The following is a 20,885-nucleotide window of genomic DNA, read 5'->3' as shown; positions in this document are numbered from 1 at the left end:
TCCGGGAGAGGGCTGGGCGGGCGGCGTTCCGATGAGGGCAGCGATGTTCAGCCGATCACAAACCCCAAGGCGCACAAAGTCTATCTCCACCCACATCATTAGTTTAGAAATTTCTGAACTAAGTATTTGCCCGTAGCGATTCTTCCGCCTCACTACATTTCGCAGAATCGGCCCACAGCGGTGCCCGTGCTCCTTGCGAATACGGTGCGCCGACATAAATAAAACAAAGACGATGAGGCCCTACCCGTGGACAAGATTCTTCACCAACCACTGGGCGGCAACGAAATGCCGCGCTTCGGCGGCATCGCCACCATGCTCCGACTCCCCCATGTACCGACCGCTGCCGGCCTGGACGCTGCCTTCGTTGGCGTGCCACTGGACATCGGTACTTCGCTGCGCCCCGGCACCCGCTTCGGGCCGCGCGACATCCGCACCGAATCGGTAATGATCCGCCCGTACAACATGGCCACCGGCGCTGCGCCGTTCGACTCGCTGTCGGTTGCCGACATCGGTGACGTGGCAATCAACACCTTCAACCTGCTCGACGCCGTGCGCATCATCGAAGAAGCCTACGACAACATCCTCGAGCACAACGTGATCCCGATGACCCTGGGTGGCGACCACACCATCACCCTGCCGATCCTGCGTGCGATCCACAAAAAGCACGGCAAGGTCGGTCTGGTACACATTGATGCCCACGCTGACGTCAACGATCACATGTTCGGCGAGAAGATCGCCCACGGTACGACCTTCCGTCGCGCCGTCGAAGAAGGCCTTCTGGACTGCGACCGCGTGGTGCAGATTGGTCTGCGTGCGCAGGGTTACACCGCTGACGACTTCAACTGGAGCCGCGATCAGGGCTTCCGCGTGGTGCAGGCCGAAGAGTGCTGGCACAAGTCGCTGGAACCGCTGATGGCCGAAGTGCGCGAGAAAGTCGGTGGCGGCCCGGTGTACCTGAGCTTCGACATCGACGGCATCGACCCGGCGTGGGCGCCTGGCACCGGCACTCCGGAAATCGGTGGTCTGACGACCATTCAGGCGATTGAAATCGTTCGCGGCTGCCAGGGCCTCGACCTGATCGGCTGCGATCTGGTAGAAGTCTCGCCCGCTTATGACACCACCGGCAACACCTCGCTGCTGGCCGCCAACCTGCTGTACGAAATGCTCTGCGTACTGCCGGGCGTCGTCCACCGCTGAGGGTCGGGTCATGAACGAACGTGATCAGGTTCTGAAAGCGGCCGCCGATCTGGTGTCCGCCTTCGCCCGCAACGATCGCGAAGCCTACTTCGGCGCATTCAGCGCCGATGCCAGCTTCGTGTTCTACACCCTCGAACAGCCCCTGCTGTCGCGCGATGCCTACCAGGCGTTGTGGGACAGCTGGCGCGCCGAGGATGGCTTCGAGGTGCTGTCCTGCACATCGAGCAACGCCTTCGTAAGCCTGCAGGGTGACGTGGCGATTTTCATCCATGACGTGGCCACCGAGCTGCGCATGCAAGGGGAGCAACACTTCAGCCAGGAGCGCGAGACGATTGTTTTCAAGAAACAAGCGTCGAGCCTAGAACAACAAGGCCATTGGCTGGCCTGCCACGAACATTTGTCCGCAATGCCGGAAGGGCTGCCATCCCCTTAGCCAAGACAGGTGACGCTCACGCACGATGAGCGCGCCTTTATGATCGGAGCAGATCATGAATAACAACAACAAAGACCAAAGCCTTACGCAGATTGAAACCCACGGGGTCGAACAGATCCCGGACAACGAACGTACCGCCGGTCCCGTGGACTTGTTCCGCATGATCTTTGGCGGCGCGAATACCTTTGCCACCGCCGTGCTCGGCAGTTTCCCGGTGCTGTTCGGCCTGTCCTTCCAGGCGGGCGTCTGGGCGATTGTCTCGGGCGTGCTGCTCGGCTCGCTGATCCTCGCACCGATGGGCCTGTTCGGTCCGCTCAACGGCACCAACAATGCCGTGTCGTCCGGTGCGCACTTCGGCGTGCACGGGCGGATCGTCGGATCGTTCCTGTCGCTGTTGACCGCCATCGCCTTCTTCTCGCTCTCGGTGTGGAGTTCGGGGGATGCGTTGATCGGTGGTGCGAAACGCCTGATCGGCCTGCCGGAAACCGACCTGACCCTGGGCCTGGCCTACGGTCTGTTCGCGATTCTGGTGTTGACCGTGTGCATCTACGGCTTCCGCTTCCTGCTGTGGGTGAACAAGGTCGCGGTGTGGAGTGCGAGCCTGCTGTTCCTGCTGGGCATCTTTGCCTTCGCCGGTCCCTTCGATTCGCACTACGCCGGCACCGTCAGCCTCGGCCAGCCAGGCTTCTGGGCCGCGTTCATCGGCGCCGCGCTGGTGGCCATGAGCAACCCGATTTCCTTCGGCGCGTTCCTCGGCGACTGGGCCCGCTACATCCCGCGTGAGACCTCGCGCAAGCGGATCATGGCGGCGGTGGTGCTCTCGCAGATCGCCACCTTCATCCCGTTCCTGTTCGGCCTGACCACCGCCACCATCGTGGCGATCCAGGCGCCGGACTACATCGCGGCCAACAACTACGTCGGCGGTCTGCTGGCGGTGTCGCCGAGCTGGTTCTTCCTGCCGGTGTGCCTGATTGCGGTGATCGGCGGCATGTCCACCGGCACCACCTCGCTGTATGGCACCGGGCTGGACATGTCCAGCGTGTTCCCGCGCCTGCTGTCGCGGGTCAAGGCGACGCTGCTGATCGGTGTGCTGTCGATTGCCTTCATCTTCATCGGGCGCTTCGCGGCGAACCTGGTGCAGAGCGTGTCGACCTTCGCCGTGCTGATCATCACCTGCACCACCCCGTGGATGGTGATCATGATCATCGGCCTGGTGGTGCGTCGCGGCTTCTACTGCCCGGACGACCTGCAAGTGTTCACGCGCGGCGAGCAAGGCGGACGCTACTGGTTCAGCCACGGCTGGAACTGGCGCGGTCTGGGCGCGTGGATCCCGAGCGCGGCGGTCGGCCTGTGCTTCGTCAACCTGCCGGGGCAGTTCGTCGGCCCGCTGGGTGAACTGGCCGGCGGCATCGACATCAGCCTGCTGGTGACCCTCGGTCTGGCGTCGGTGATGTACCTGATGTTGCTGAGCCTGTTCCCGGAACCGGCGCTGGTCTACGGCCCGAAGGATCCCCGCAGCAAAGGCGCGCATGCGCCGGCTGAAGCGGCGCTGCGTCAGGCTGCCTGAATAAACGAATCGCCTGTGGGGGTCAGCCTTCTCCCACAGTGTTCCACCCCATAAAAAAGACAATCGGAGACACGCCATCATGGCTTTGGATTTATTCGTCGTCCTCATCTACGCCGCCGGCATGCTCTTGCTCGGCTACTTCGGCATGCGCAAGGCCAAGACCAACGAGGACTTCCTGGTCGCCGGGCGTAACCTCGGCCCGAGCCTGTACATGGGCACCATGGCCGCGACCGTTCTCGGTGGCGCGTCCACCGTCGGTACCGTCCGCCTGGGCTACGTGCACGGCATTTCCGGTTTCTGGCTGTGCGCGGCACTGGGTTGCGGCATCGTGGCGCTGAACCTGTTCCTGGCCAAGCCGCTGCTGAAACTGAAGATCTACACCGTTACCCAGGTCCTGGAAAAACGCTACAACCCGATGGCCCGCTCGGCCAGCGCGGCAATCATGCTGGCCTACGCGCTGATGATCGGCGTGACCTCGATCCTCGCCATCGGCACCGTGCTGCAAGTGCTGTTCGGCCTGCCGTTCTGGATCTCGGTACTGCTCGGCGGTGGCGTGGTGGTGATCTACTCGGCCATCGGCGGCATGTGGTCGCTGACCCTGACCGACATCGTCCAGTTCATCATCAAAACCGTCGGCCTGATGTTCATCCTCCTGCCAATCTGCCTGTACCGCGTCGGCGGCTGGGATGAACTGGTGCTGAAACTGCCGGCCACTGCCTTCAGCTTCACCACCATCGGCTGGGACACGATCATCACCTATTTCATGATCTACTTCTTCGGCATCCTGATCGGTCAGGACATCTGGCAACGGGTGTTCACCGTCAAGAACGAAAAAGTCGCTCAGTACGCCGGTAGCTTCGCGGGCATCTACTGCATCCTCTACGGTCTGGCCTGTGCCTTGATCGGCATGGCTGCACATGTGCTGATCCCGGATCTGGACAACGTCAACAACGCCTTTGCCGCGATCGTCAAACTGTCGCTGCCGGACGGCATCCGTGGTCTGGTGATCGCCGCTGCCCTGGCCGCGATGATGTCCACCGCCAGCGCCGGCCTGCTCGCCGCTGCCACCACCCTGACCGAAGATCTGCTGCCGAAACTGCGTGGCGGCAAACAGTCGAGCCTGGGTGTGAACCGTCTGTTCACCCTGCTGACCGGTGTCGTGGTGCTGGGTATTGCTCTGGTTGTGAACGACGTGATCAGCGCTCTGACCCTCGCTTACAACCTGTTGGTGGGCGGCATGCTGATCCCGCTGATCGGTGCGATCTTCTGGAAACGCGCGACCACTGCCGGCGCCATCGCCAGCATGGGCCTGGGTTTCGCCACCGCCCTGCTGTTCATGTTCAAGGATGGTCTGGATGCCAACACGCCGATCTACTACAGCCTGGCTGTGGGTCTGGTGAGTTTTGTGGTGGTCAGCCTGATGTCGCGTCGCCCAAACGTGGTGGCCAGCGCGATCTAAGCTGAAGCCGTAGCAACAACTTTCTTCGGCGGGTGTGGCGTCGGTTGCCACACCCGTTTTTTTCGTCTGGAGAAAATGCTTGATGAAGATTGTTTCTCGCGATCAGTGGTTCGAAGTGCAAACCCTGAGCGACGGCATTCGGCTGATTCACGAGCCGTTCATCCGCCCGTTCTATCGCTGCAACCTCTGGCACATTCAGGGGCGGGACAAGGATCTGCTGCTCGACAGCGGTTCCGGGCTGGTCAGCCTGCGCGAGCAACTGCCGTGGCTGACCGAGCGGCCGCTGGTGGCAGTAGCCAGTCATTGCCATTTCGATCACATTGCCGGACATCACGAATTTGCCGAACGGCTGGTACATCCGGCCGAGGCGGACATTCTGGCGGCGCCGGATGGTGAGAATGATCTGAGCCGGGCCTTCGTCGGCGACGACATGTTCGAAGCGCACCCGGATTGCCCGTTGTGCTACGCCGAATACCGGGTCAAGGCTGCGCCGGCCACCGGTTTTGTCGAGGATGGCGATGTGCTGGACCTGGGCAACCGCGCGTTGCAGGTGCTGCACACGCCGGGCCATTCACCGGGCGGGATCAGCCTCTACGAAGCGGCCAGCGAAACCCTGTTCAGCGGCGACATCATTTACGACGGGCCGTTGATCGAAGACGCCTACCATTCCAACCTCGACGACTACGCCGCCAGCCTGCGCCGCTTACAGGCTCTGAAGATTCGCACCGTGCATGGCGGTCACTTCGGCAGTTTTTCCGCAGAGCATCTGCACGGGATGATTGACGAATGGTTGCGCCGCCACGCCTGAGGCCTGCTGTACTTCAGTCAGACTAACAACACAAAGATCTGCCATGAGAAGAGCTGCCGTGCGTGCTGCCGTGCACCGGTTCATCCTGCGCCTGCTGGAAAATCGTGAATTCGACGACAACACCAGCCTCGCGCAGCTGGGGCTGGAAAAAGCGGATATCGAGGATCTGATCTTCCATCTGGAAGATGAATTCGGCCTGACGGCCTTCACCGCCGAAGAGGACCGGATGCTCAAGACCGCGAAGACCGCGAATGACCTGAGCCGGTTTCTGATGGAAATCGGGCGTCACTGAAAACAAAAGATCGCACCCGCCCGCCACTCCAATGGAGCGACAGCCGGGTGCGATCTTTTGTCGTTTAAATCCTTTGATCCTTCAAAGCGGGGCATTACCGCCGACGTGGCTGACGCCGACGCTGTTCGTCATCGGTGCGAATCGGGACCGGTTGCAGAGGCGGTTCGATCAAGCCGAGGGCAACACCCAAATCGTGCAGCCAGTTTTGAATTTTCTCTTTCATCGTCATGCCCCCTTCAGGGTGGTGCTGAGCGTCCGGAATTCTGAGGCCGCTTCGCACTGATAATAGTCCGAAGTCCTACGCAATGCTCGGCCAAATCCGCAATGATCTGTTACTGAATTGATCCAAATCCCTGACCGTTCGTTCAAGCCGTTTCCCGCACGTCTTCGCCAGCCACGGGATAGAGCGCCTGCTGCTGTTCGATCCAGGCATTGAGGTTGGCACCGACCATGCCCCGCCGCCACATGAGCCATGTTGTCGCACTGGCAAAAGGCTCGGCCAGCGGGTGCACCGCCACGCTTTCGCGCCCCGGCAGGCTTGCGAGCATCGACTCCGACATCAGCGCCACACCACTGCCGGCAATCACGCAGGCGAGCATGCCCTGATAGGACTCGATCTCCATCGCCCTCCCCATCGCCGCCTGATAGTGGGCAAACCACGCTTCCAGCCGCGCACGATAGGCGCAGCCATGGCGAAAGGTGAATACCGCCCGACCTTCGACATCCCTGGCGCTGTGTATCGGCGGGTGATCGGCCTCGCTGATCAGCACCAGCCGTTCGTTGCACAGTGGCACACCGTCGATCCCGGCCAATTGCGGCGGGCCGTCCACCAGCGCCGCGTCGAGACGCCCGGTGAGCAGGCCTTCGAGCAATTCACCGCTGGGCCCGGACTGCACCTGAAGATTCACCGCCGGATATTGCTTGTGATACCGCGCCAGCAGCGCCGGCAAATGGATCGCCGCCGTGCTGTACAGCGTGCCGAGCACGAAATCTCCCGCCGGTTGCCCGCCCATCACCGCTGCACTCGCCTGATCGCGAAGGGCGAACAGTTTGCCGGTGTAGTCCAGCAGGACTTTTCCCGCAGGCGACAACTGCAAACGCTGACGCTCACGGACGAACAGTTCGACACCCAGTTGCTCCTCCAGCTGTTTGAGCCGGGTCGACAGGTTCGACGGCACGCGGTGCAAACGTTCGGCGGCGCGGGTGATCGAGCCCTCCTCTGCCACGGCCTGGAAGATCCGCAATTGGCTGAACTCCACAACCTTTCTCCTGAACAGAACAAGTTACTCACTATTATTCAATTTTAAAGAAAGTCAATCAGTCCTAGCCTGACGGTCATTGAACCTCCAACGGAATTCAGACCATGTCACCGCTGATTCGCTTATCCGCCTGTTTCATTGCCCTGATGATGGCCATGGGCATCGGGCGTTTCGCCCTCACCCCGCAGCTGCCGCACCTGCTCAGTGAAGGGCAGATCGACCTGACTGCCGCCGGTCTGATTGCGGCGGCCAACTACCTCGGTTACCTGCTCGGCGCGGTGGATGCGATGTTTTCCCGCCGGCCGGATCAAGTACAGCGGCGCCTGCACGGCGGTCTGTGGTTGTGTGTGTTGCTGACGCTGGCATCGTTCTGGGCCAACGGTTTCTGGTCGCATTTGTTGCTGCGCTTCGGTACCGGTGTGGCGAGTGCCTGGGTGCTGGTGATGATTACTGCGTTGAGTCAGCCGCTGGCTGCGGCGGCGGGTCGTCCGCGATTGGGCGCGCTGGTCTTTGCCGGGCCGGGGCTGGGGATTTTTCTGACGGGATTGCTGGCGCTGTTCTCACATCTGGCGCAGCAGACTTCCGCGACTCTGTGGCTGATCTATGCCGCCGTGGCGCTGGTGATGTTGCTGGGAATCGTGCGGATCCTGCCGCAACCGGGCGGCGGTGTGCCGGTCGTGCCGGTTGCCGTGAGTTCATCAAATCGTGGCATTGGGCGCTTGGCGGTGGTGTATGCCTTGTATGGCGTGGGCTACATCATCCCGGCCACGTTCCTGTCGCAGATGGCCAACGCGCAGTTTCACGGGCAGTGGCAGGCCGATCTGTTCTGGCCGTGCTTTGGCCTCGGTGCCGCAATTGGCGTTTTGCTGGTAAGTTTGCGTCGGCACGATCCGCAAACCACCCGGCACTGGTTGATGGCGACGCTATGGTTGCAGGCTGCCGGGGTGTTCGCTTGCCTGCTGGGCAGCGGCCTCGGCCTGGCATTGGGCGTGATCCTCTGCGGCACGCCGTTTCTGGCCTGCATGCAACTGGTGATGCAACGCTCCCGGGAACTGGCGCCCCACGCCACCCAGCGCAACGCCGGCCTGCTCACCGCATGCTTCGCCGTCGGTCAACTCAGCGGGCCGTTGCTGGCGGCGGTCAGCAGCCATTTCAGCGGCGGCCTGCAACCGGCGCTGGTGATTGCCGGCAGCGGTCTGCTGATTGCCGGCGGTCTGGCCTGCAAATCGGTTACGGCTGACCGAGGGCTTTGCGCAAACGCCGACGCACCCACTGTTCCGCGCTGACGAAGGTGATGCCGAGCAACACCAGCACGGCGCCGATGATGAAGTTCAGGCTCAGTTCTTCGCCGAGCAGCACCACGCCGAACGTGACGCCGAACAACGGTGTCATGAAGGAAAACACCGCGAGGTTGGCCGCCAGATAACGGCGCAGCAGCCAGAACCAGGTCAGGTAACTGAAGAACGACACCACCAGCCCCTGGAACAGCACACTGCCCACGGCCACGACGGTCAGACTGACGTGGGTGATCTGGCCGCTGAGCAGCGCGATCAGCAACAGGCCGATGAAACCGACGATCAGTTGATAGAACAGGGTCAGGGTCACCGGCGCCTCGGACAGGCGCGAGGCGCGTACCACCACGGTGGTCGCGCCCCAACTGGCACCGGCCAGCACGCCGAGGGCATCCCCCATCAGCATGCGGTGATCGAGGTTGTCCCACGACACCCCGCCGGCAAACGCAATGGCAATCCCGACAAATGCGAGGAAGATCCCCAGCCATTGCACAGGCCGCAAGCGCTCGCTGGGCAACAGGAAATGCACGCCCAGCGCGGTGAAGATCGGCGCTGTATAGAGGAACACCGACATGTGCGCGGCGGTGGTCAACTGCAAGCCTTCGGAGATGAACAGGAATTCGAGCCCGAACAAGGCACCGGCCAGCAAGCCGCCGCGCCAGGTAGCGCCGACCTGATCCCAGCCGCCCTTCCAGCAGATCAGCAGTCCTACCAGCAACGCGGATATCCCCGACCGCCCCGCCGCCTGCATCACCGGCGCAATGTCGGTCGCCGCCCACTTGATCATCACCTGCTGCACGCCCCAGATCAGGCACAGGCCGATCATCACTTGCAGGGCAAACCCGTCGGCACTGCGCCTACTGACGCTCACCTCGACACCTCTAACACACACAACATGGCAGTTTTTCCAATGGTCAAACAAAGCCCCGGCTCTTTGTCCGGGGCGAAAAGTAGTGAGTGGATTATTAACCAGTCAGCCAGAAAAAGCCGTCTGGAAAAGACATTTCATGCTCCTGCAACGTCAGCGGAGAATGGCTGACGACTGCGCCGTCAATCGCTGGCAAGCCAGCGATGGCGTCAGGTCAGGCGACCAAGATCAACGAGCTGATCTGCCAAACCGGCTGGCCACAACAAATCCGACCGTACAGGCCAGCGCCGTGGCGAACGTCCCCCAAGCCCAATCCATCAGCGACACCTGCGCCGACCAGCCGCGCAATGTCGCCCAGTTGGTCAGGTCATAGGTGCCATAAGCGACCAGCCCGAGCAGCGCTCCCATCCGGGCGGCGCGTTGCCAGGTCAGCGACGGCAACACCACGAACACCACACAGCCGAAAACATACAGGCAATAAAAAACCGCTGCTGGCACCAGCAACGGTTTTTCGAGCATCAGCGAACCGAGCAGTTCGCGATAGGTCGGCGCCATCAGCACGCCAAGCCAGACGCCGTCGAGCAGAAGAAACGTCAGCAGCGTGGCGACGTAGGCAATCAGTGGTTTTTTCATCTGCCCGACCTCAAGTAAGCCCATGCAACATGGGCCACGTCAGGCTCAGGTTAGTTCAATGCGATCGGCGTGAATGACGATCTTGCCTTCCTTGTACAACGAACCGATGGCCTTCTTGAAGTTGCCCTTGCTGACACCGAACAGGCTGCTGATCAGCGCCGGGTCGCTCTTGTCGCTGACGGCCAGGGTGCCATCGTTTTCGCGCAACTTGGAGAGGATCTTCGAGTTCAGGCTGCTGGCTGCTTCCTGCCCCACCGGTTGCAGGCTCAGGCTGATCTTGCCGTCGGCGCGCACTTCCTTGATGAAGCCTTTCTCGCGCATGCCGGAACGCATGAACTTGAAGATTTCATTCTTGTGAATCAAACCCCAGTGCTTGTTGTTGATGACGGCCTTGAAACCCATGTCGGTGGATTCGGCCACCAGCAGATCAACTTCCTGGCCCACGCTGTAGTTGGCCGGAGTCTTGTCCAGATAACGATCCAGGCGCGCGGTCGCGGTGATGCGGCGGGTGTGCTTGTCGAGGTAGACATGCACCACGCAGTACTCGCCGGCGGTCATCTGGCGTTTTTCTTCGGAGTAAGGCAGCAGCAGATCCTTCGGCAGGCCCCAGTCGAGGAACACGCCGATGCTGTTGACTTCAACAACTTTCAAACTGGCAAATTCACCGACCTGAACTTTTGGTTTTTCAGTGGTGGCAATAAGTTTGTCGTCACTGTCCAGATAAATGAAAACATTGAGCCAGTCTTCATCTTCGCTGGGAATATCTTTAGGAATATAACGGTTGGGCAAAAGAATTTCGCCGTCGGCACCGCCGTCCAGATATAAACCGAAGTTAGTGTGTTTAACCACTTGCAAACTGTTGTAACGCCCGACTAAAGCCATTTCCAATACCCTCATTGCGTGGGCGGCATTCTACCCGGTTTTGCCGGGTTCGTCGGTCGCCAGATCGGACGGCCGAGTGAAAATCTGCGGGAGGCCTTGATTTTCCTGGATTTCGCGCCGCACGCGCGCCACTCGTCAGGCCAGCGTGACGGCTTTTGCCTGATCCCGAGGCCGGCCAGCATCCTCAAATCGAATAAATGTTGTTATTTAAAACAGCAGGTTAGCAGGATATTTCGAATAATTAATCGAGAATAATCCACCTGCACGCTGGGTTATTCCGAGGGATATTTACCAAGCAATTGTCAAGTTATTCCTGTACGATGCCTGGCCGAGTTACTTTTCTACAGGTTAATGGCCGCCATGCGTGTAAAAGCATCCACCAGCAAAGCAAAGCCAGCTCCAGCCGTTGAAACCAGCGAATCGATCAACGATCAGATCGCGGCATTCCTCAAGTCCGGCGGCGAGATCCAGCAAATTGCCAAGGGCGTCAGCGGCCAGACGTTCGGCCCGTCCAAGCAGATCAGCCTGGGCAAGAAGTAACACCCCCGCAGCACACCTGTCCAAAGGCGCTTTGAGCTTCGAAGCGTCTGGACCGGATCCCTCACAAAACCTCTCTCGCGTTTAACCAAACATTCAAAACAGCAGAAATCGACGAACGGCCCTCAATGCCGATCATTCGCCGGTATCCTTGCACGCGTCTGGATCAAGCGTTTCAGCAGGTTTGTCGCACCTGCGCTCGCTGCTCAAGGAGTGACGCATGCTCAAATCTTCCTGTTTATTGCTTGTAGGCCTGCTGGCGAGCCCGGTGGCGCACGCGCAAATTTTCCAGCGTGAGCTCGGTGACTTCGACCTCAAGCTCGGCACCACGCCCAGCCGCAGCATGGCCCAGGGGCTGGTCAAGCCTTCGGCGGTCGGCTCGTTCCACGGCGGCCTGGACTTGAGTCACGACAGCGGCCTGTATGTCGGTCAGTACGCACCGAGCATGGGCCTCACGCCGGGGAAGAATCTCGAAATCGATTCCTACGTCGGCTTTAAACAACCTTTCGATCAGACCCTCGGCTACGAAGTCGGGATGATCCATTACAGCTATCCCAAGGTCGACACCCTCGACAGCCAGGAACTGTTCGGTGGCCTGACGCTGCTGGGCAGCCGGATCGGCATCGCCCTGAGCAACGACCCGGATAAACAGAACAACACCCTGTTTGCCGACCTGGGCGGCAATCAGCCGTTCGGCATCGGGATCAGCATGAAATACACCACCCATCAGCTCAACACGCCGGTCTCGGTGGACGGGGGTTATGTCAGCAGTTTTACCGATTGGTCGGTGAAATTTTCCCGGCCGTTCATGGGCATCGACCTCGACCTGATCTACAGCAATTCGAGCCTCAGCGGCAGCGATTGCTCGGCCTATTCCGGGCATAACAGTCAGTGCGACGGACTGGTCACACTCAAGGCCGAACGCGCGTTCTATTGATTGGCTGAACTGCCGGGCCCCTCCTGTGTTCAGATTAGAATCAGACCCTCAAGGCTGGCTTTCGCAAGGATTCGCCCATGTCTAGCTGGTTCCAACGCCTCGCCGTTCTACTGATCCTGACCCTCGCCCTCGGCGCTTGCAGCCGTGTCGGCCTGGCCTATCGCAATCTCGATGTGATCATTCCGTGGACGCTCAGCGACTACCTGGACATGAACGGCGAGCAGAAAGGCTGGTTCAACGAACGCCTCAGGGAACACCTGAGCTGGCACTGCACCACGCAGTTACCGGGTTATCTGGACTGGCTGGATCGCCTGCAAACCATGGTCGAGACCAATCAGGTCACCGACGCCGCACTTCAGGCCCGCACCGCAGAGGCCAAGCAGGCAATCGCCGAAACCGCCCGGGAAATCACCCCGTCGGCGATTGAATTGCTGCAAGGCCTGGATGATCGGCAGGTCGCTGAAATGAACGACGCCTTTGCCAAAGACCTGCAAAAGCGCCAGCAGGAATACCTCAAGCCTCCGCTGTCGCAGCAGATTGCCGAACGTGGCGCGCGCATGGACAAGCGTCTCAACGACTGGCTCGGCCCGTTGAGCGCCAAGCAGGAACAGCGGGTGATGGCCTGGTCGACCGCCCTAGGTGATCAGAACACCCAGTGGATCGCCAACCGCGCCCACTGGCAAAAGCAGTTCAGCGCGGCGGTGGCGCAACGCAACAGTCCTGAATTCCCACAACGGATCGAGACGCTTCTGGTCAATCGCGAGCGGTTATGGACAGCGGATTACCAAAAGGCCTACGCCAATACCGAGGCGCAGGCCCGTTCGCTGTTCGTCGATCTGATGGCCGACAGTACGCCGCAGCAGCGCCAGCGCCTGTTGAAAAAGATCGAGGGAGTGCGCAAGGACTTCAATGATTTGAAGTGCCTGAAGGCCGCACAAAAAAGCTGAGACCACTGCGAAACCCATGTGGGAGCGAGCACGTTCGCTCCCACATTTTTTTGTGCAAACCTCAGGCGATCTGCGCTTTGGAAGCTACCTCATCGAACGTCAGCTCATCCAGCGCGTCTTCCTGATCATCCAGCACTTCGCGCGGATGATCATTGCCGGGAATGCTGCTGTCGATCAGGCTCAACAGACTGGAGCCGCGCGGGGTCAGGCTGAAGTTGTTGCCGGTGCTGCCCTCGTCTTCGCCACGGGGCTGGATGTAACCGCGCAACAGCAGCAGTTGCTCATAGTCGCAGGCAAGCGTTTTCAGGTGATCCAGATTCTCGATCGGCTGGCCCGCCGCCGCTTTTTCCGCCGCATAGTCTTCGGCGAAAGACCGTGGCGCAAAGCTGTGGCCCGCGCCGTTCTGCACTTCATGCAGCAGGCGTTCAATCAAATCCCAGTTATAAGTCGTCATCCTGATTCAACCTCCGGTGCGCGTGATTTTTTGGCGCGTTCACAGGTTGTGACCGGAGCGCTGCGCCACCGTTCAGGATTATTCGGCGCCCCGACCGACCGGCGGTCTGTCGATTTCCCGGGTGGTTGAACGACTAGTCTGAGACAGACGGTTTCAACCCCCGCAGGAGAAATCATCATGAACGTTGAGAATCATCCGGTGGTGTCGCGCGAAGAATGGCTCGCCGCCCGCAAGCAGCATCTGGCCGATGAAAAGGCCTTCACCAGGGAGCGAGACCGCCTCAGCGCCAAACGCCGCGCCCTGCCCTGGGTGAAGGTCGACAAGGATTACCGCTTCATGGGGCCGAACGGCGAATTGAAACTCGCCGATTTGTTCGGTAACCACAGCCAACTCGTCGTTTACCACTTCATGTTCGCCAAGGGCTGGGAGGAAGGCTGCCCGGGCTGTTCATTCCTCAGCGATCACATTGATGGCGCCAATCTACACCTGGCCCATCACGACATTGCGCTGGTGGCGGTGTCCCACGCACCGTTCGCCGAATTCCAGGCCTTCAAGCGGCGGATGGGCTGGGCATTCGACTGGGTGTCGTCGGACGGTTGCGATTTCAACTACGACTTCGGCGTGTGCGCCCGTGCTAAGGATGTCGACGCTGGCAAAGCTACGTACAACTACGAAAAGACCGACAGCGCCGAGGAAGAAATGCCCGGGCTCAGCGTGTTCTATCGCGCCGACAACGGCGAGATTTTCCACACTTACTCAACCTACGCGCGAGGCCTGGACTTGCTGGTCGGTGCCTACAACTACCTCGACCTCACGCCCAAGGGCCGGAACGAGGACGAGATCATGGAGTGGGTGCGGCACCATGACCGCTATGACGGCGTCGCAAAATCCAGTTGCTGCCATGATGGGTAGCCCGTCAGCGTGAACGGGTTCAATGGTGCCGCAGGATGTGCGATGCTAGGTCGAACGAGCCGTCACGGCTTCGTTCGACTATAATTGGCACATTCCCGCATCAAGAGGCCGATATGGAAAAGCTGAGTCTGCAAACCAAGAAAGCCTGGTTCGCGAAGCAACGCAGAGCCAATTTCGCGGCCAGTCTGCGCCTGGAAGGCTTTGTTCCATCTCCGACTGATGGCGATATCAAACTTCCCACCAGGGCCGCTGCCTTGAGAGCGGTCCAGCTCTTGAAAGCTTGAGCAACGATAAATACGGTTCTGACCAAGCCCCGGATTGTTATCCGGGCACTGACGTTCTTGTCAATTTGCTCGATTTACGCAACGCCGAAGACCTGGATGAAGCAGAACGCTACATCAATGAAGTCGCCTCTGCGCGTTTGGAATTCATTCCTCCTCCCTACAGCCTTGCAACGTTAAAACGGGTGCACCGCACCTTGTTTGAAGCGATCTATCCATGGGCTGGCGAAATCCGGACACTGGCGATCAGTAAAGGCAGTACGCGATTTTGCAGCCCGGAATACATTGAGCGTGAAGTCGCAAGAGAACTTTCGAAAATGGCGGACGCTGGGTGGTTTGAAGGGTTTTCCCGTCAACAACTGGTTTCAGCAGTCGCCGCTTCGTATGGCACTCTCAATGTGGCTCACCCGTTCAGGGAAGGAAATGGGCGAACCCAGCGCATCCTGTTTGAATACATCATTTTCAACGCCGGTTATCTCATCGACTGGGGGATGGTCGATCAAGAGGAATGGATCAAGGCATGTATTCACTCCTACCACGGTGATGACGATCTTCTTGTCGATGTATTCAACCGATGCATAGGCATTTCAATTGCCGAGGTCGACTTTTGAACAAGGCATCCCCCCAACGCCAGTCGCAGTGAACTTTTCGCTAGCCAGAACCCTCAACCGGTTAACCCGCCTTAACCGGAACTGAGGCCATTCCCCATGAAAACCCTGCTCAAGCTCACCCTCGCCGCCACGCTCGCCTGCGCCCTGCCCGTCTGGGCCTGCACGCCGGAGGAAGCCACCGCCAAACGCGAGCAACTGGCCAAGGAAGTCGCGAAGCTCACAGAGCAAAACCCGACAAAGGCCAAGGAGATCAACGCCGAGTTGCAGAAAATGGACCTGGGCACTGCCTCCGCCGACCTCCCGGACAAATGCCAGTTGATCGATCAGCGCTTGAAGGAACTGGGTTCGGCGGAGAAAAAAACCGAGGGATAACACCCGCTCAGACAACGGCAGGCTTCGGCATCGATCAGGCTGGATCGATACCAAAGCCTGCTTCCTTTTGTCCGGAAATTTGCATTAGTGCATTTTTTATTTGCATAAACGCATATTCAGACCTAGGGTTACCCCGAGCCTGATCGGAACCGGCCATCGGAGATGGCAACCCTTTAGCACCGATCGCTCGGCAATACCGTTATCCCGCAAACGCGGAACGTTTGTTTTCATTCATGGAGGATTGAAAAATGTTAACCACTGAAACAACGGCATTCACTGGCAACACCCTGCCCGGGTGCCTGATCGGCCATCTGCTCGACCCGCAACTGGTCGAGGTCGAAGCGGCTGTTCAACAACGCGCCCTGGCTGCTGCCAGCCTGAACTTCACCATGCAGCAACAGACCCAGACCAACTGGTGCTGGGCCGCCGCTTCCGCCTCGGTCGGCAATTATTACGGCACCGGTTCCTGGACCCAATGCGCCGTTGCCAGCGCCGCGCTGGACCGCAACTGCTGCAATCAACCGGGGCCGTGCAACGTGTACGGCTATCTCGAAGTTGCGCTGAAGATCACCCGCAGTTTCAACGGCATGAATTCGGGCTCGCTGCAAATGTCGGCCATCCAGAACCAGATCAACATGGGCCGCCCGATCGGCCTGCGCTGTGCCTGGTACGGTGGCGGTGCGCACTTTCTGGCGATCTACGGCACCAACGGCAATTACGTGCTGGTCGCGGATTCGATCTACGGCTATTCGACCCGCGCACTGAACGCGTTCCCCGGCTCCTACAACGGTGGCGGCAACTGGACTCACACTTACTTCACGGCGAAAAACCAGGGGGCGACATCATGCAACTGACTTATCCAAAGGCGCCTTCCAACGGCGTACAGACCTTGCGTCCGGCCCTGCAGGCCGCGTTGCAGACCCAGGGCTTCGGCGTCAATCGCCAGTTCGCCAGTGCGGCGCCTGCGAAAATCAGCCTGAGCGAGGCCTATCGCGGCTACTCGCTCAGCCTGGAAGATCTGAGCGATGGCAAAGGCCTGAAAGACGCCCGGCTCGGTGACTGGCATTACCTGGTGTTTGCCGACGGTGTGTCGATTGCCGATGCGCAATTGGCCGAAGTCCGCGGTCACGTCGAGTTCGCCTCGTTAAACCACGGCAACCTGGCGGCCGCTACGGTCGATGCGCTGAAACTGGCCGAGCAATCGCCACAGTTGCAGGGCAAAACCGTTGAGCTGCGAGTGTTGTTCGTTTCGGCGCTGCACGTTGTAGCGATCTGGCTGCACGCGGCGGGTGAAGATGTGCTGATCCCGATCGAGCCGACGCCCAAGGAGTCGGCGCTGCCCGGGCTGTACAGCGAGGCAGCCCTGCTCGCGCAGCTCAAACCGATAGCCGATCAGGCCAAGCGGCGCTTTGATGCCGACACCACTGGCCTGCTGGGCAGTTGATAAACCCTGGCGATAAAAAAACCCGGACCATGTCCGGGTTTTTCTTTGCCTGCCTGAAACGACTTACTCAGCCGCCGGCGCTTCCGGCTTGCGGCGCTTGAGCGGAGCCATGCCATCGCTGCTCACCAGAGAGTCTGGTTTCGGACGATTAGCGTTCTTGCGCTTGGTCGGGGTCTTGGCGGCGGTTTTCTTCTTGTCGCCCTTGGCGTCGGTCTTTTTCTTCTTCACGCCGACGGCCTTGCCCGAGGCCTTGACCTTTTTCGGTCCGCCGTAGGTGCCCTTGACTTCCTTGATGGTACGGCGCTCGAAGCTCTGCTTCAGATAGCGCTCGATGCTCGACATCAGGTTCCAGTCGCCGTGGCAGATCAGCGAGATCGCCAGACCGTCGTTGCCTGCACGGCCGGTACGACCGATGCGGTGCACGTATTCGTCGCCGCTGCGTGGCATGTCGAAGTTGATCACCAGATCCAGGCCGTCAACGTCCAGACCACGGGCCGCCACGTCGGTAGCCACCAGGATCTTCACGCCGCCCTGCTTCAGACGGTCGATCGCCAGCTTGCGATCCTTCTGGTCTTTCTCGCCGTGCAGCACGAACGCCTTGTATTCCTGGGCGACGAGGCGACCGTAGATGCGGTCGGCCATGGCCCGGGTGTTGGTGAAGACGATGGCCTTCTGGTAGGTCTCGTTGGCCAGCAGCCAGTTCACAATCTGTTCTTTGTGCTGGTTGTGGTCGGCGGTGATGATCTGCTGACGGGTGGTGTCGTTCAGCTGGCTGACCGCGTTGAGCTGCAGGTGCTCAGGGTTGTTCAGCACCTTGGCGATCATCTCGCGCAGGCCGGAACCGCCGGTGGTGGCGGAGAACAGCATGGTCTGCTGACGGTTCGGGCATTCGTCGACCAGACGCTGCACGTCTTCGGCAAAACCCATGTCGAGCATGCGGTCGGCTTCGTCGAGCACCAGCACTTCGACTTCTTTGAGGTCGAGGTTGCCAGCGTTCAGTTGCTCGATCATCCGGCCCGGGGTGCCGATCAGGATGTCCGGCACCTTGCGCAGCATGGCAGCCTGGACCTTGAAGTCTTCACCGCCGGTGATCAGGCCGGACTTGATGAAAGTGAACTGCGAAAAGCGCTCGACTTCCTTCAGGGTCTGCTGGGCCAGCTCGCGGGTCGGCAGCAGGATCAGGGTCTTGATGCTGACGCGGATCTTGGCCGGGCCGATCAGGCGGTTGAGGATCGGCAGGACGAAAGCGGCGGTCTTGCCGCTACCGGTTTGCGCCGTCACCCGCAGGTCACGCCCCTGAAGCGCCAGCGGAATGGCCGCGGCTTGCACAGGCGTTGGCTCGACAAATTTCAGCTCGGCCACGGCTTTGAGCAGGCGTTCGTGCAGGGCGAATTGGGAAAACACGGGTGCTACCTCGAAGATATGCAAAAAATCAGCTGCATAGGTTACCGGTTTCGAGCGCTCAGGCCGAGTTTCTTTATGAAATACGCCGTAATCAGTGGCTTTTTTGTTGCTCGATTTGTCTCCAACGGTAATACACAGCGTCTTAAATGCTCTAATCGCCCGTCGCGTCTTACAGAAGAATCGTCTCTCTCATGGATTTCAAACAGCTCTGGCTCAACGCCCAAGACCTCTGGGGTACCCTCGAACAGCACCCGCTCCTGCACGCCGGCCTGGCTTTGCTCCTGCTGCTGGTGATCGCGCTGGTCCTCGGACGAGTGGCGCGCTACCTGATCCTGCATGCCAGTCGCATGCTCGGTCGCCAGCCCGCGCTGCACTGGATCAATGACTTTCGGCATAACAAGGTGTTTCAGCGCCTGGCGCAGATGACGCCGTCGCTGGTGATCCAGTTCGGCCTGCATCTGGTGCCGGAACTGAGCAAGACCGCCATGGTGTTCCTCGGCAACGTCGCGCTGGCGTTCACCATTCTTTTCCTGCTGCTGTCGGTCAGCGCCCTGCTCAATGCACTGCTGGACATCTACGCCCGCACCGAACACGCCCGCACCCGCTCGATCAAGGGTTATGTGCAACTGGCAAAAATGGTTCTGTACGTGTTCGGCGCGATCATCATCGTCGCCACCCTGATCGACCGTTCGCCGCTGTTGCTGCTGTCGGGTCTGGGTGCGATGTCGGCGGTGATCCTGTTGGTCTACAAGGACACCCTGCTGTCGTTCGTCGCCAGCGTACAGCTGACCAGCAACGACATGCTGCGGGTCGGCGACTGGATCGAAATGCCGCAGGTCGGCGCCGATGGCGACGTGGTCGACATCACCCTGCACACGGTCAAGGTGCAGAACTTCGACAAGACCATCGTCTCGATCCCGACCTGGCGCCTGATGTCCGAGTCGTTCAGAAACTGGCGCGGCATGCAGCAGTCCGGCGGACGGCGGATCAAGCGCAGCCTGTTCATCGACGCCAGCGGTGTGCGGTTCATCCGCGACGATGAAGAAGAAAAACTCTCCCAGGTGCACCTGCTGACCGCCTACATGGGCCGCAAGAAAGCCGAGCTCAAAGCCTGGAATGAGGCGCAGGGCAACGTCGCGGCGATGTCGGCCAACCGCCGGCGCATGACCAACATCGGCACCTTCCGCGCTTACGCGCTGGCCTATCTGAAAAGTCACCCGGAGATCCAGCCGAACATGACCTGCATGGTCCGCCAGATGCAGACCACGGCCCAGGGCATTCCGCTGGAAATCTACTGCTTTACCACCACCACGGTGTGGGCCGATTACGAGCGGATCCAGGGGGATATTTTCGATTACCTGCTGGCGGTGCTGCCGGAGTTCGGGCTGAGCCTGTATCAGCAACCGAGCGGTGGAGATTTGCGTTCCGGGATATTGCCGGCAGTCCTTGGCGCGAGCCATATTCCAGAAGCTGAAAAACATCTGATGTAGGGCTTTCTTGAACGCAACAAAAAAGACGCAACCCAGTTGCGTCTTTTTTTGTCCTGCCGATTTATCAGGCCTGCCGCTGCGGTGCCTTGTGCACCATGGTGTAGGCGTAATCGACGCCCATGCCGTACGCGCCGCTGTGTTCCAGCACCAGGTCCATTACCGCCTGATACGTGTCTTTGTGCGCCCAGTCACGCTGGTATTCGAGCAGCACTTGCTGCCAGGTCACCGGTACTGCGCCGGCCTGAATCATCCGCTGTACCGACATGTCGTGGGCTTCTTTAGTCGTGCCGCCGGACGCGTCGGTGACGATGTACACCTCGTAGCCTTCCGCCAGGGCTTCCAGGGCCGGGAAGGTCAGGCAGACCTCGGTCCACAGCGCGGCGATGATCAGCTTCTTGCGCCCGGTGGCCTTGACCGCGTCTACCAGCGCCTTGTCTTCCCAGGAGTTCATCGAGGTGCGTTCGATCGGCTTCTGTTCAGGGTGTACCGCCAGCAGTTCCGGCCAGATGTAGCCGCTGAAGCTTTCGGTTTCGACCGAGGTGTAGATGGTCGGCACGTTGAAGATCTTGGCTGCCTTGGCCAGGCCGACGGTGTTGTTCTTCAGGGTCTGACGGTCGATCGACTGCACGCCGAAAGCCATTTGTGGCTGGTGGTCGATCAGGATCAGGGCGGAGTTGGTTGGGTTCAGCAGTTCACGGATAGACATGGCGCGTTCCTTTTGATGTCGATTCAGCGTTTCGATTGGGTAATGAGTGAGTCGAGTGGCTGGCCGTCTTCGGCGTTGTTGTCTCGGCTTGGATGTCACT

25 protein-coding genes are annotated in these 20,885 nt (G+C 59.9%); 17 read left to right on the top strand and 8 right to left on the bottom strand.

Annotation, left to right across the window (positions count from 1 at the left end):
* Window positions 1–246 precede the first annotated feature (246 nt).
* The 6 genes from speB (at window position 247) to C1X29_RS12390 (ending at window position 5,756) form a co-directional block, all read left to right on the top strand.
* Entirely contained in the window at window positions 247–1,197 is a 951-nt protein-coding gene (speB, locus tag C1X29_RS12415; protein ID WP_007956591.1) for an agmatinase, read from the top strand.
* A 10-nt stretch (window positions 1,198–1,207) separates the two neighbouring features.
* Window positions 1,208–1,630, top strand: coding sequence for a nuclear transport factor 2 family protein (locus C1X29_RS12410; RefSeq protein WP_011332982.1), 423 nt, complete (start codon window positions 1,208–1,210; stop codon window positions 1,628–1,630).
* A gap of 55 nt (window positions 1,631–1,685) precedes the next feature.
* Window positions 1,686–3,197: a cytosine permease gene (locus tag C1X29_RS12405; protein ID WP_085747168.1), complete on the top strand. Its 1,512-nt coding sequence runs from the start codon at window positions 1,686–1,688 to the stop codon at window positions 3,195–3,197.
* A gap of 79 nt (window positions 3,198–3,276) precedes the next feature.
* Window positions 3,277–4,656 carry a sodium:solute symporter gene (locus tag C1X29_RS12400; RefSeq protein ID WP_039772536.1) on the top strand — a complete coding sequence of 460 codons (1,380 nt, stop codon included), beginning with the start codon at window positions 3,277–3,279 and terminating at the stop codon, window positions 4,654–4,656.
* Between the two features lie 82 nt (window positions 4,657–4,738).
* Complete coding sequence (locus C1X29_RS12395) at window positions 4,739–5,464, top strand: MBL fold metallo-hydrolase (RefSeq protein WP_102717551.1); 726 nt, start codon at window positions 4,739–4,741, stop codon at window positions 5,462–5,464.
* A gap of 43 nt (window positions 5,465–5,507) precedes the next feature.
* Window positions 5,508–5,756, top strand: a complete 249-nt coding sequence (locus C1X29_RS12390; protein WP_007956577.1) for a hypothetical protein — start codon at window positions 5,508–5,510, stop codon at window positions 5,754–5,756.
* A gap of 94 nt (window positions 5,757–5,850) precedes the next feature.
* Here C1X29_RS12390 and C1X29_RS29680 read toward each other — a convergent pair whose 3' ends face one another.
* Complete coding sequence (locus C1X29_RS29680; protein WP_003184145.1) at window positions 5,851–5,979, bottom strand: PA1414 family protein; 129 nt, start codon at window positions 5,977–5,979, stop codon at window positions 5,851–5,853.
* 142 nt (window positions 5,980–6,121) lie between these two features.
* Window positions 6,122–7,015, bottom strand: coding sequence for a LysR family transcriptional regulator (locus C1X29_RS12385; RefSeq protein WP_102717550.1), 894 nt, complete (start codon window positions 7,013–7,015; stop codon window positions 6,122–6,124).
* 104 nt (window positions 7,016–7,119) lie between these two features.
* Between C1X29_RS12385 and C1X29_RS12380 the strand changes: the two genes are divergently transcribed.
* Window positions 7,120–8,301 carry an MFS transporter gene (locus C1X29_RS12380; RefSeq protein WP_102717549.1) on the top strand — a complete coding sequence of 394 codons (1,182 nt, stop codon included), beginning with the start codon at window positions 7,120–7,122 and terminating at the stop codon, window positions 8,299–8,301.
* Here C1X29_RS12380 and C1X29_RS12375 read toward each other — a convergent pair.
* From C1X29_RS12375 to C1X29_RS12365, 3 genes are all read right to left on the bottom strand, one after another.
* Entirely contained in the window at window positions 8,246–9,178 is a 933-nt protein-coding gene (locus C1X29_RS12375; protein WP_102717548.1) for a DMT family transporter, read from the bottom strand. The genes C1X29_RS12380 and C1X29_RS12375 overlap by 56 nt on opposite strands.
* 225 nt (window positions 9,179–9,403) lie before the next feature.
* Window positions 9,404–9,808, bottom strand: coding sequence for a DUF2177 family protein (locus tag C1X29_RS12370; protein WP_085747173.1), 405 nt, complete (start codon window positions 9,806–9,808; stop codon window positions 9,404–9,406).
* Window positions 9,809–9,853: 45 nt separating this feature from the next.
* Window positions 9,854–10,690 carry a S1 RNA-binding domain-containing protein gene (locus C1X29_RS12365; protein ID WP_085747174.1) on the bottom strand — a complete coding sequence of 279 codons (837 nt, stop codon included), beginning with the start codon at window positions 10,688–10,690 and terminating at the stop codon, window positions 9,854–9,856.
* 351 nt (window positions 10,691–11,041) lie between these two features.
* Here C1X29_RS12365 and C1X29_RS12360 point away from each other — a divergent pair, with 351 nt between their 5' ends.
* The 3 genes from C1X29_RS12360 to C1X29_RS12350 all read left to right on the top strand — a co-directional run bounded on the left by C1X29_RS12360 (window position 11,042) and on the right by C1X29_RS12350 (window position 13,111).
* Window positions 11,042–11,230, top strand: a complete 189-nt coding sequence (locus C1X29_RS12360) for a hypothetical protein (RefSeq protein WP_016985943.1) — start codon at window positions 11,042–11,044, stop codon at window positions 11,228–11,230.
* Window positions 11,231–11,447: 217 nt separating this feature from the next.
* Window positions 11,448–12,164, top strand: a complete 717-nt coding sequence (locus C1X29_RS12355) for a TorF family putative porin (protein WP_085747175.1) — start codon at window positions 11,448–11,450, stop codon at window positions 12,162–12,164.
* A 77-nt stretch (window positions 12,165–12,241) separates the two neighbouring features.
* A complete protein-coding gene (locus C1X29_RS12350; protein WP_085747176.1) occupies window positions 12,242–13,111 on the top strand; it encodes a DUF6279 family lipoprotein in 870 nt (289 codons plus the stop codon).
* Between the two features lie 61 nt (window positions 13,112–13,172).
* Here C1X29_RS12350 and C1X29_RS12345 read toward each other — a convergent pair whose 3' ends face one another.
* On the bottom strand, window positions 13,173–13,565 hold the full coding sequence (locus C1X29_RS12345) for a transcriptional regulator (RefSeq protein ID WP_102686001.1): 393 nt from the start codon (window positions 13,563–13,565) through the stop codon (window positions 13,173–13,175).
* 177 nt (window positions 13,566–13,742) lie between these two features.
* Here C1X29_RS12345 and C1X29_RS12340 point away from each other — a divergent pair, with 177 nt between their 5' ends.
* From C1X29_RS12340 to C1X29_RS12315, 6 genes are all read left to right on the top strand, one after another.
* Window positions 13,743–14,477: a thioredoxin family protein gene (locus tag C1X29_RS12340; protein WP_102717547.1), complete on the top strand. Its 735-nt coding sequence runs from the start codon at window positions 13,743–13,745 to the stop codon at window positions 14,475–14,477.
* Between the two features lie 113 nt (window positions 14,478–14,590).
* Window positions 14,591–14,761, top strand: coding sequence for a YhfG family protein (locus C1X29_RS12335; RefSeq protein WP_007956564.1), 171 nt, complete (start codon window positions 14,591–14,593; stop codon window positions 14,759–14,761).
* On the top strand, window positions 14,758–15,369 hold the full coding sequence (locus C1X29_RS12330; protein WP_085605659.1) for a Fic family protein: 612 nt from the start codon (window positions 14,758–14,760) through the stop codon (window positions 15,367–15,369). The genes C1X29_RS12335 and C1X29_RS12330 overlap by 4 nt, the downstream gene beginning before the upstream one ends.
* A gap of 96 nt (window positions 15,370–15,465) precedes the next feature.
* Window positions 15,466–15,741, top strand: coding sequence for a hypothetical protein (locus C1X29_RS12325; RefSeq protein WP_007956561.1), 276 nt, complete (start codon window positions 15,466–15,468; stop codon window positions 15,739–15,741).
* Between the two features lie 248 nt (window positions 15,742–15,989).
* Complete coding sequence (locus tag C1X29_RS12320; RefSeq protein ID WP_102717546.1) at window positions 15,990–16,595, top strand: papain-like cysteine protease family protein; 606 nt, start codon at window positions 15,990–15,992, stop codon at window positions 16,593–16,595.
* Complete coding sequence (locus C1X29_RS12315; protein WP_102717545.1) at window positions 16,586–17,185, top strand: hypothetical protein; 600 nt, start codon at window positions 16,586–16,588, stop codon at window positions 17,183–17,185. Before C1X29_RS12320 ends, C1X29_RS12315 begins: the two co-directional genes overlap by 10 nt.
* A gap of 63 nt (window positions 17,186–17,248) precedes the next feature.
* On the opposite strand, the gene C1X29_RS12310 is transcribed toward C1X29_RS12315, so the two are convergent.
* Window positions 17,249–18,589: a DEAD/DEAH box helicase gene (locus C1X29_RS12310; RefSeq protein ID WP_102685998.1), complete on the bottom strand. Its 1,341-nt coding sequence runs from the start codon at window positions 18,587–18,589 to the stop codon at window positions 17,249–17,251.
* A gap of 191 nt (window positions 18,590–18,780) precedes the next feature.
* Here C1X29_RS12310 and C1X29_RS12305 point away from each other — a divergent pair, with 191 nt between their 5' ends.
* Window positions 18,781–20,079: a mechanosensitive ion channel family protein gene (locus C1X29_RS12305; RefSeq protein WP_085747182.1), complete on the top strand. Its 1,299-nt coding sequence runs from the start codon at window positions 18,781–18,783 to the stop codon at window positions 20,077–20,079.
* Between the two features lie 64 nt (window positions 20,080–20,143).
* Here the strand turns inward: C1X29_RS12305 and C1X29_RS12300 are convergent, their stop codons facing one another.
* Window positions 20,144–20,785 (bottom strand): hydrolase, encoded by a 642-nt coding sequence (locus C1X29_RS12300; protein WP_007956548.1) that lies wholly within the window; start codon window positions 20,783–20,785, stop codon window positions 20,144–20,146.
* Window positions 20,786–20,885: the final 100 nt, after the last annotated feature.

The organism is Pseudomonas sp. GW456-12-10-14-LB2, assembly GCF_002884345.1.
GTDB classification, from domain to species: domain Bacteria; phylum Pseudomonadota; class Gammaproteobacteria; order Pseudomonadales; family Pseudomonadaceae; genus Aquipseudomonas; species Aquipseudomonas paraglycinae.
Note: the sequence above shows the minus strand (reverse complement) of the source record. Positions and strands in the feature narration are given on the sequence as shown.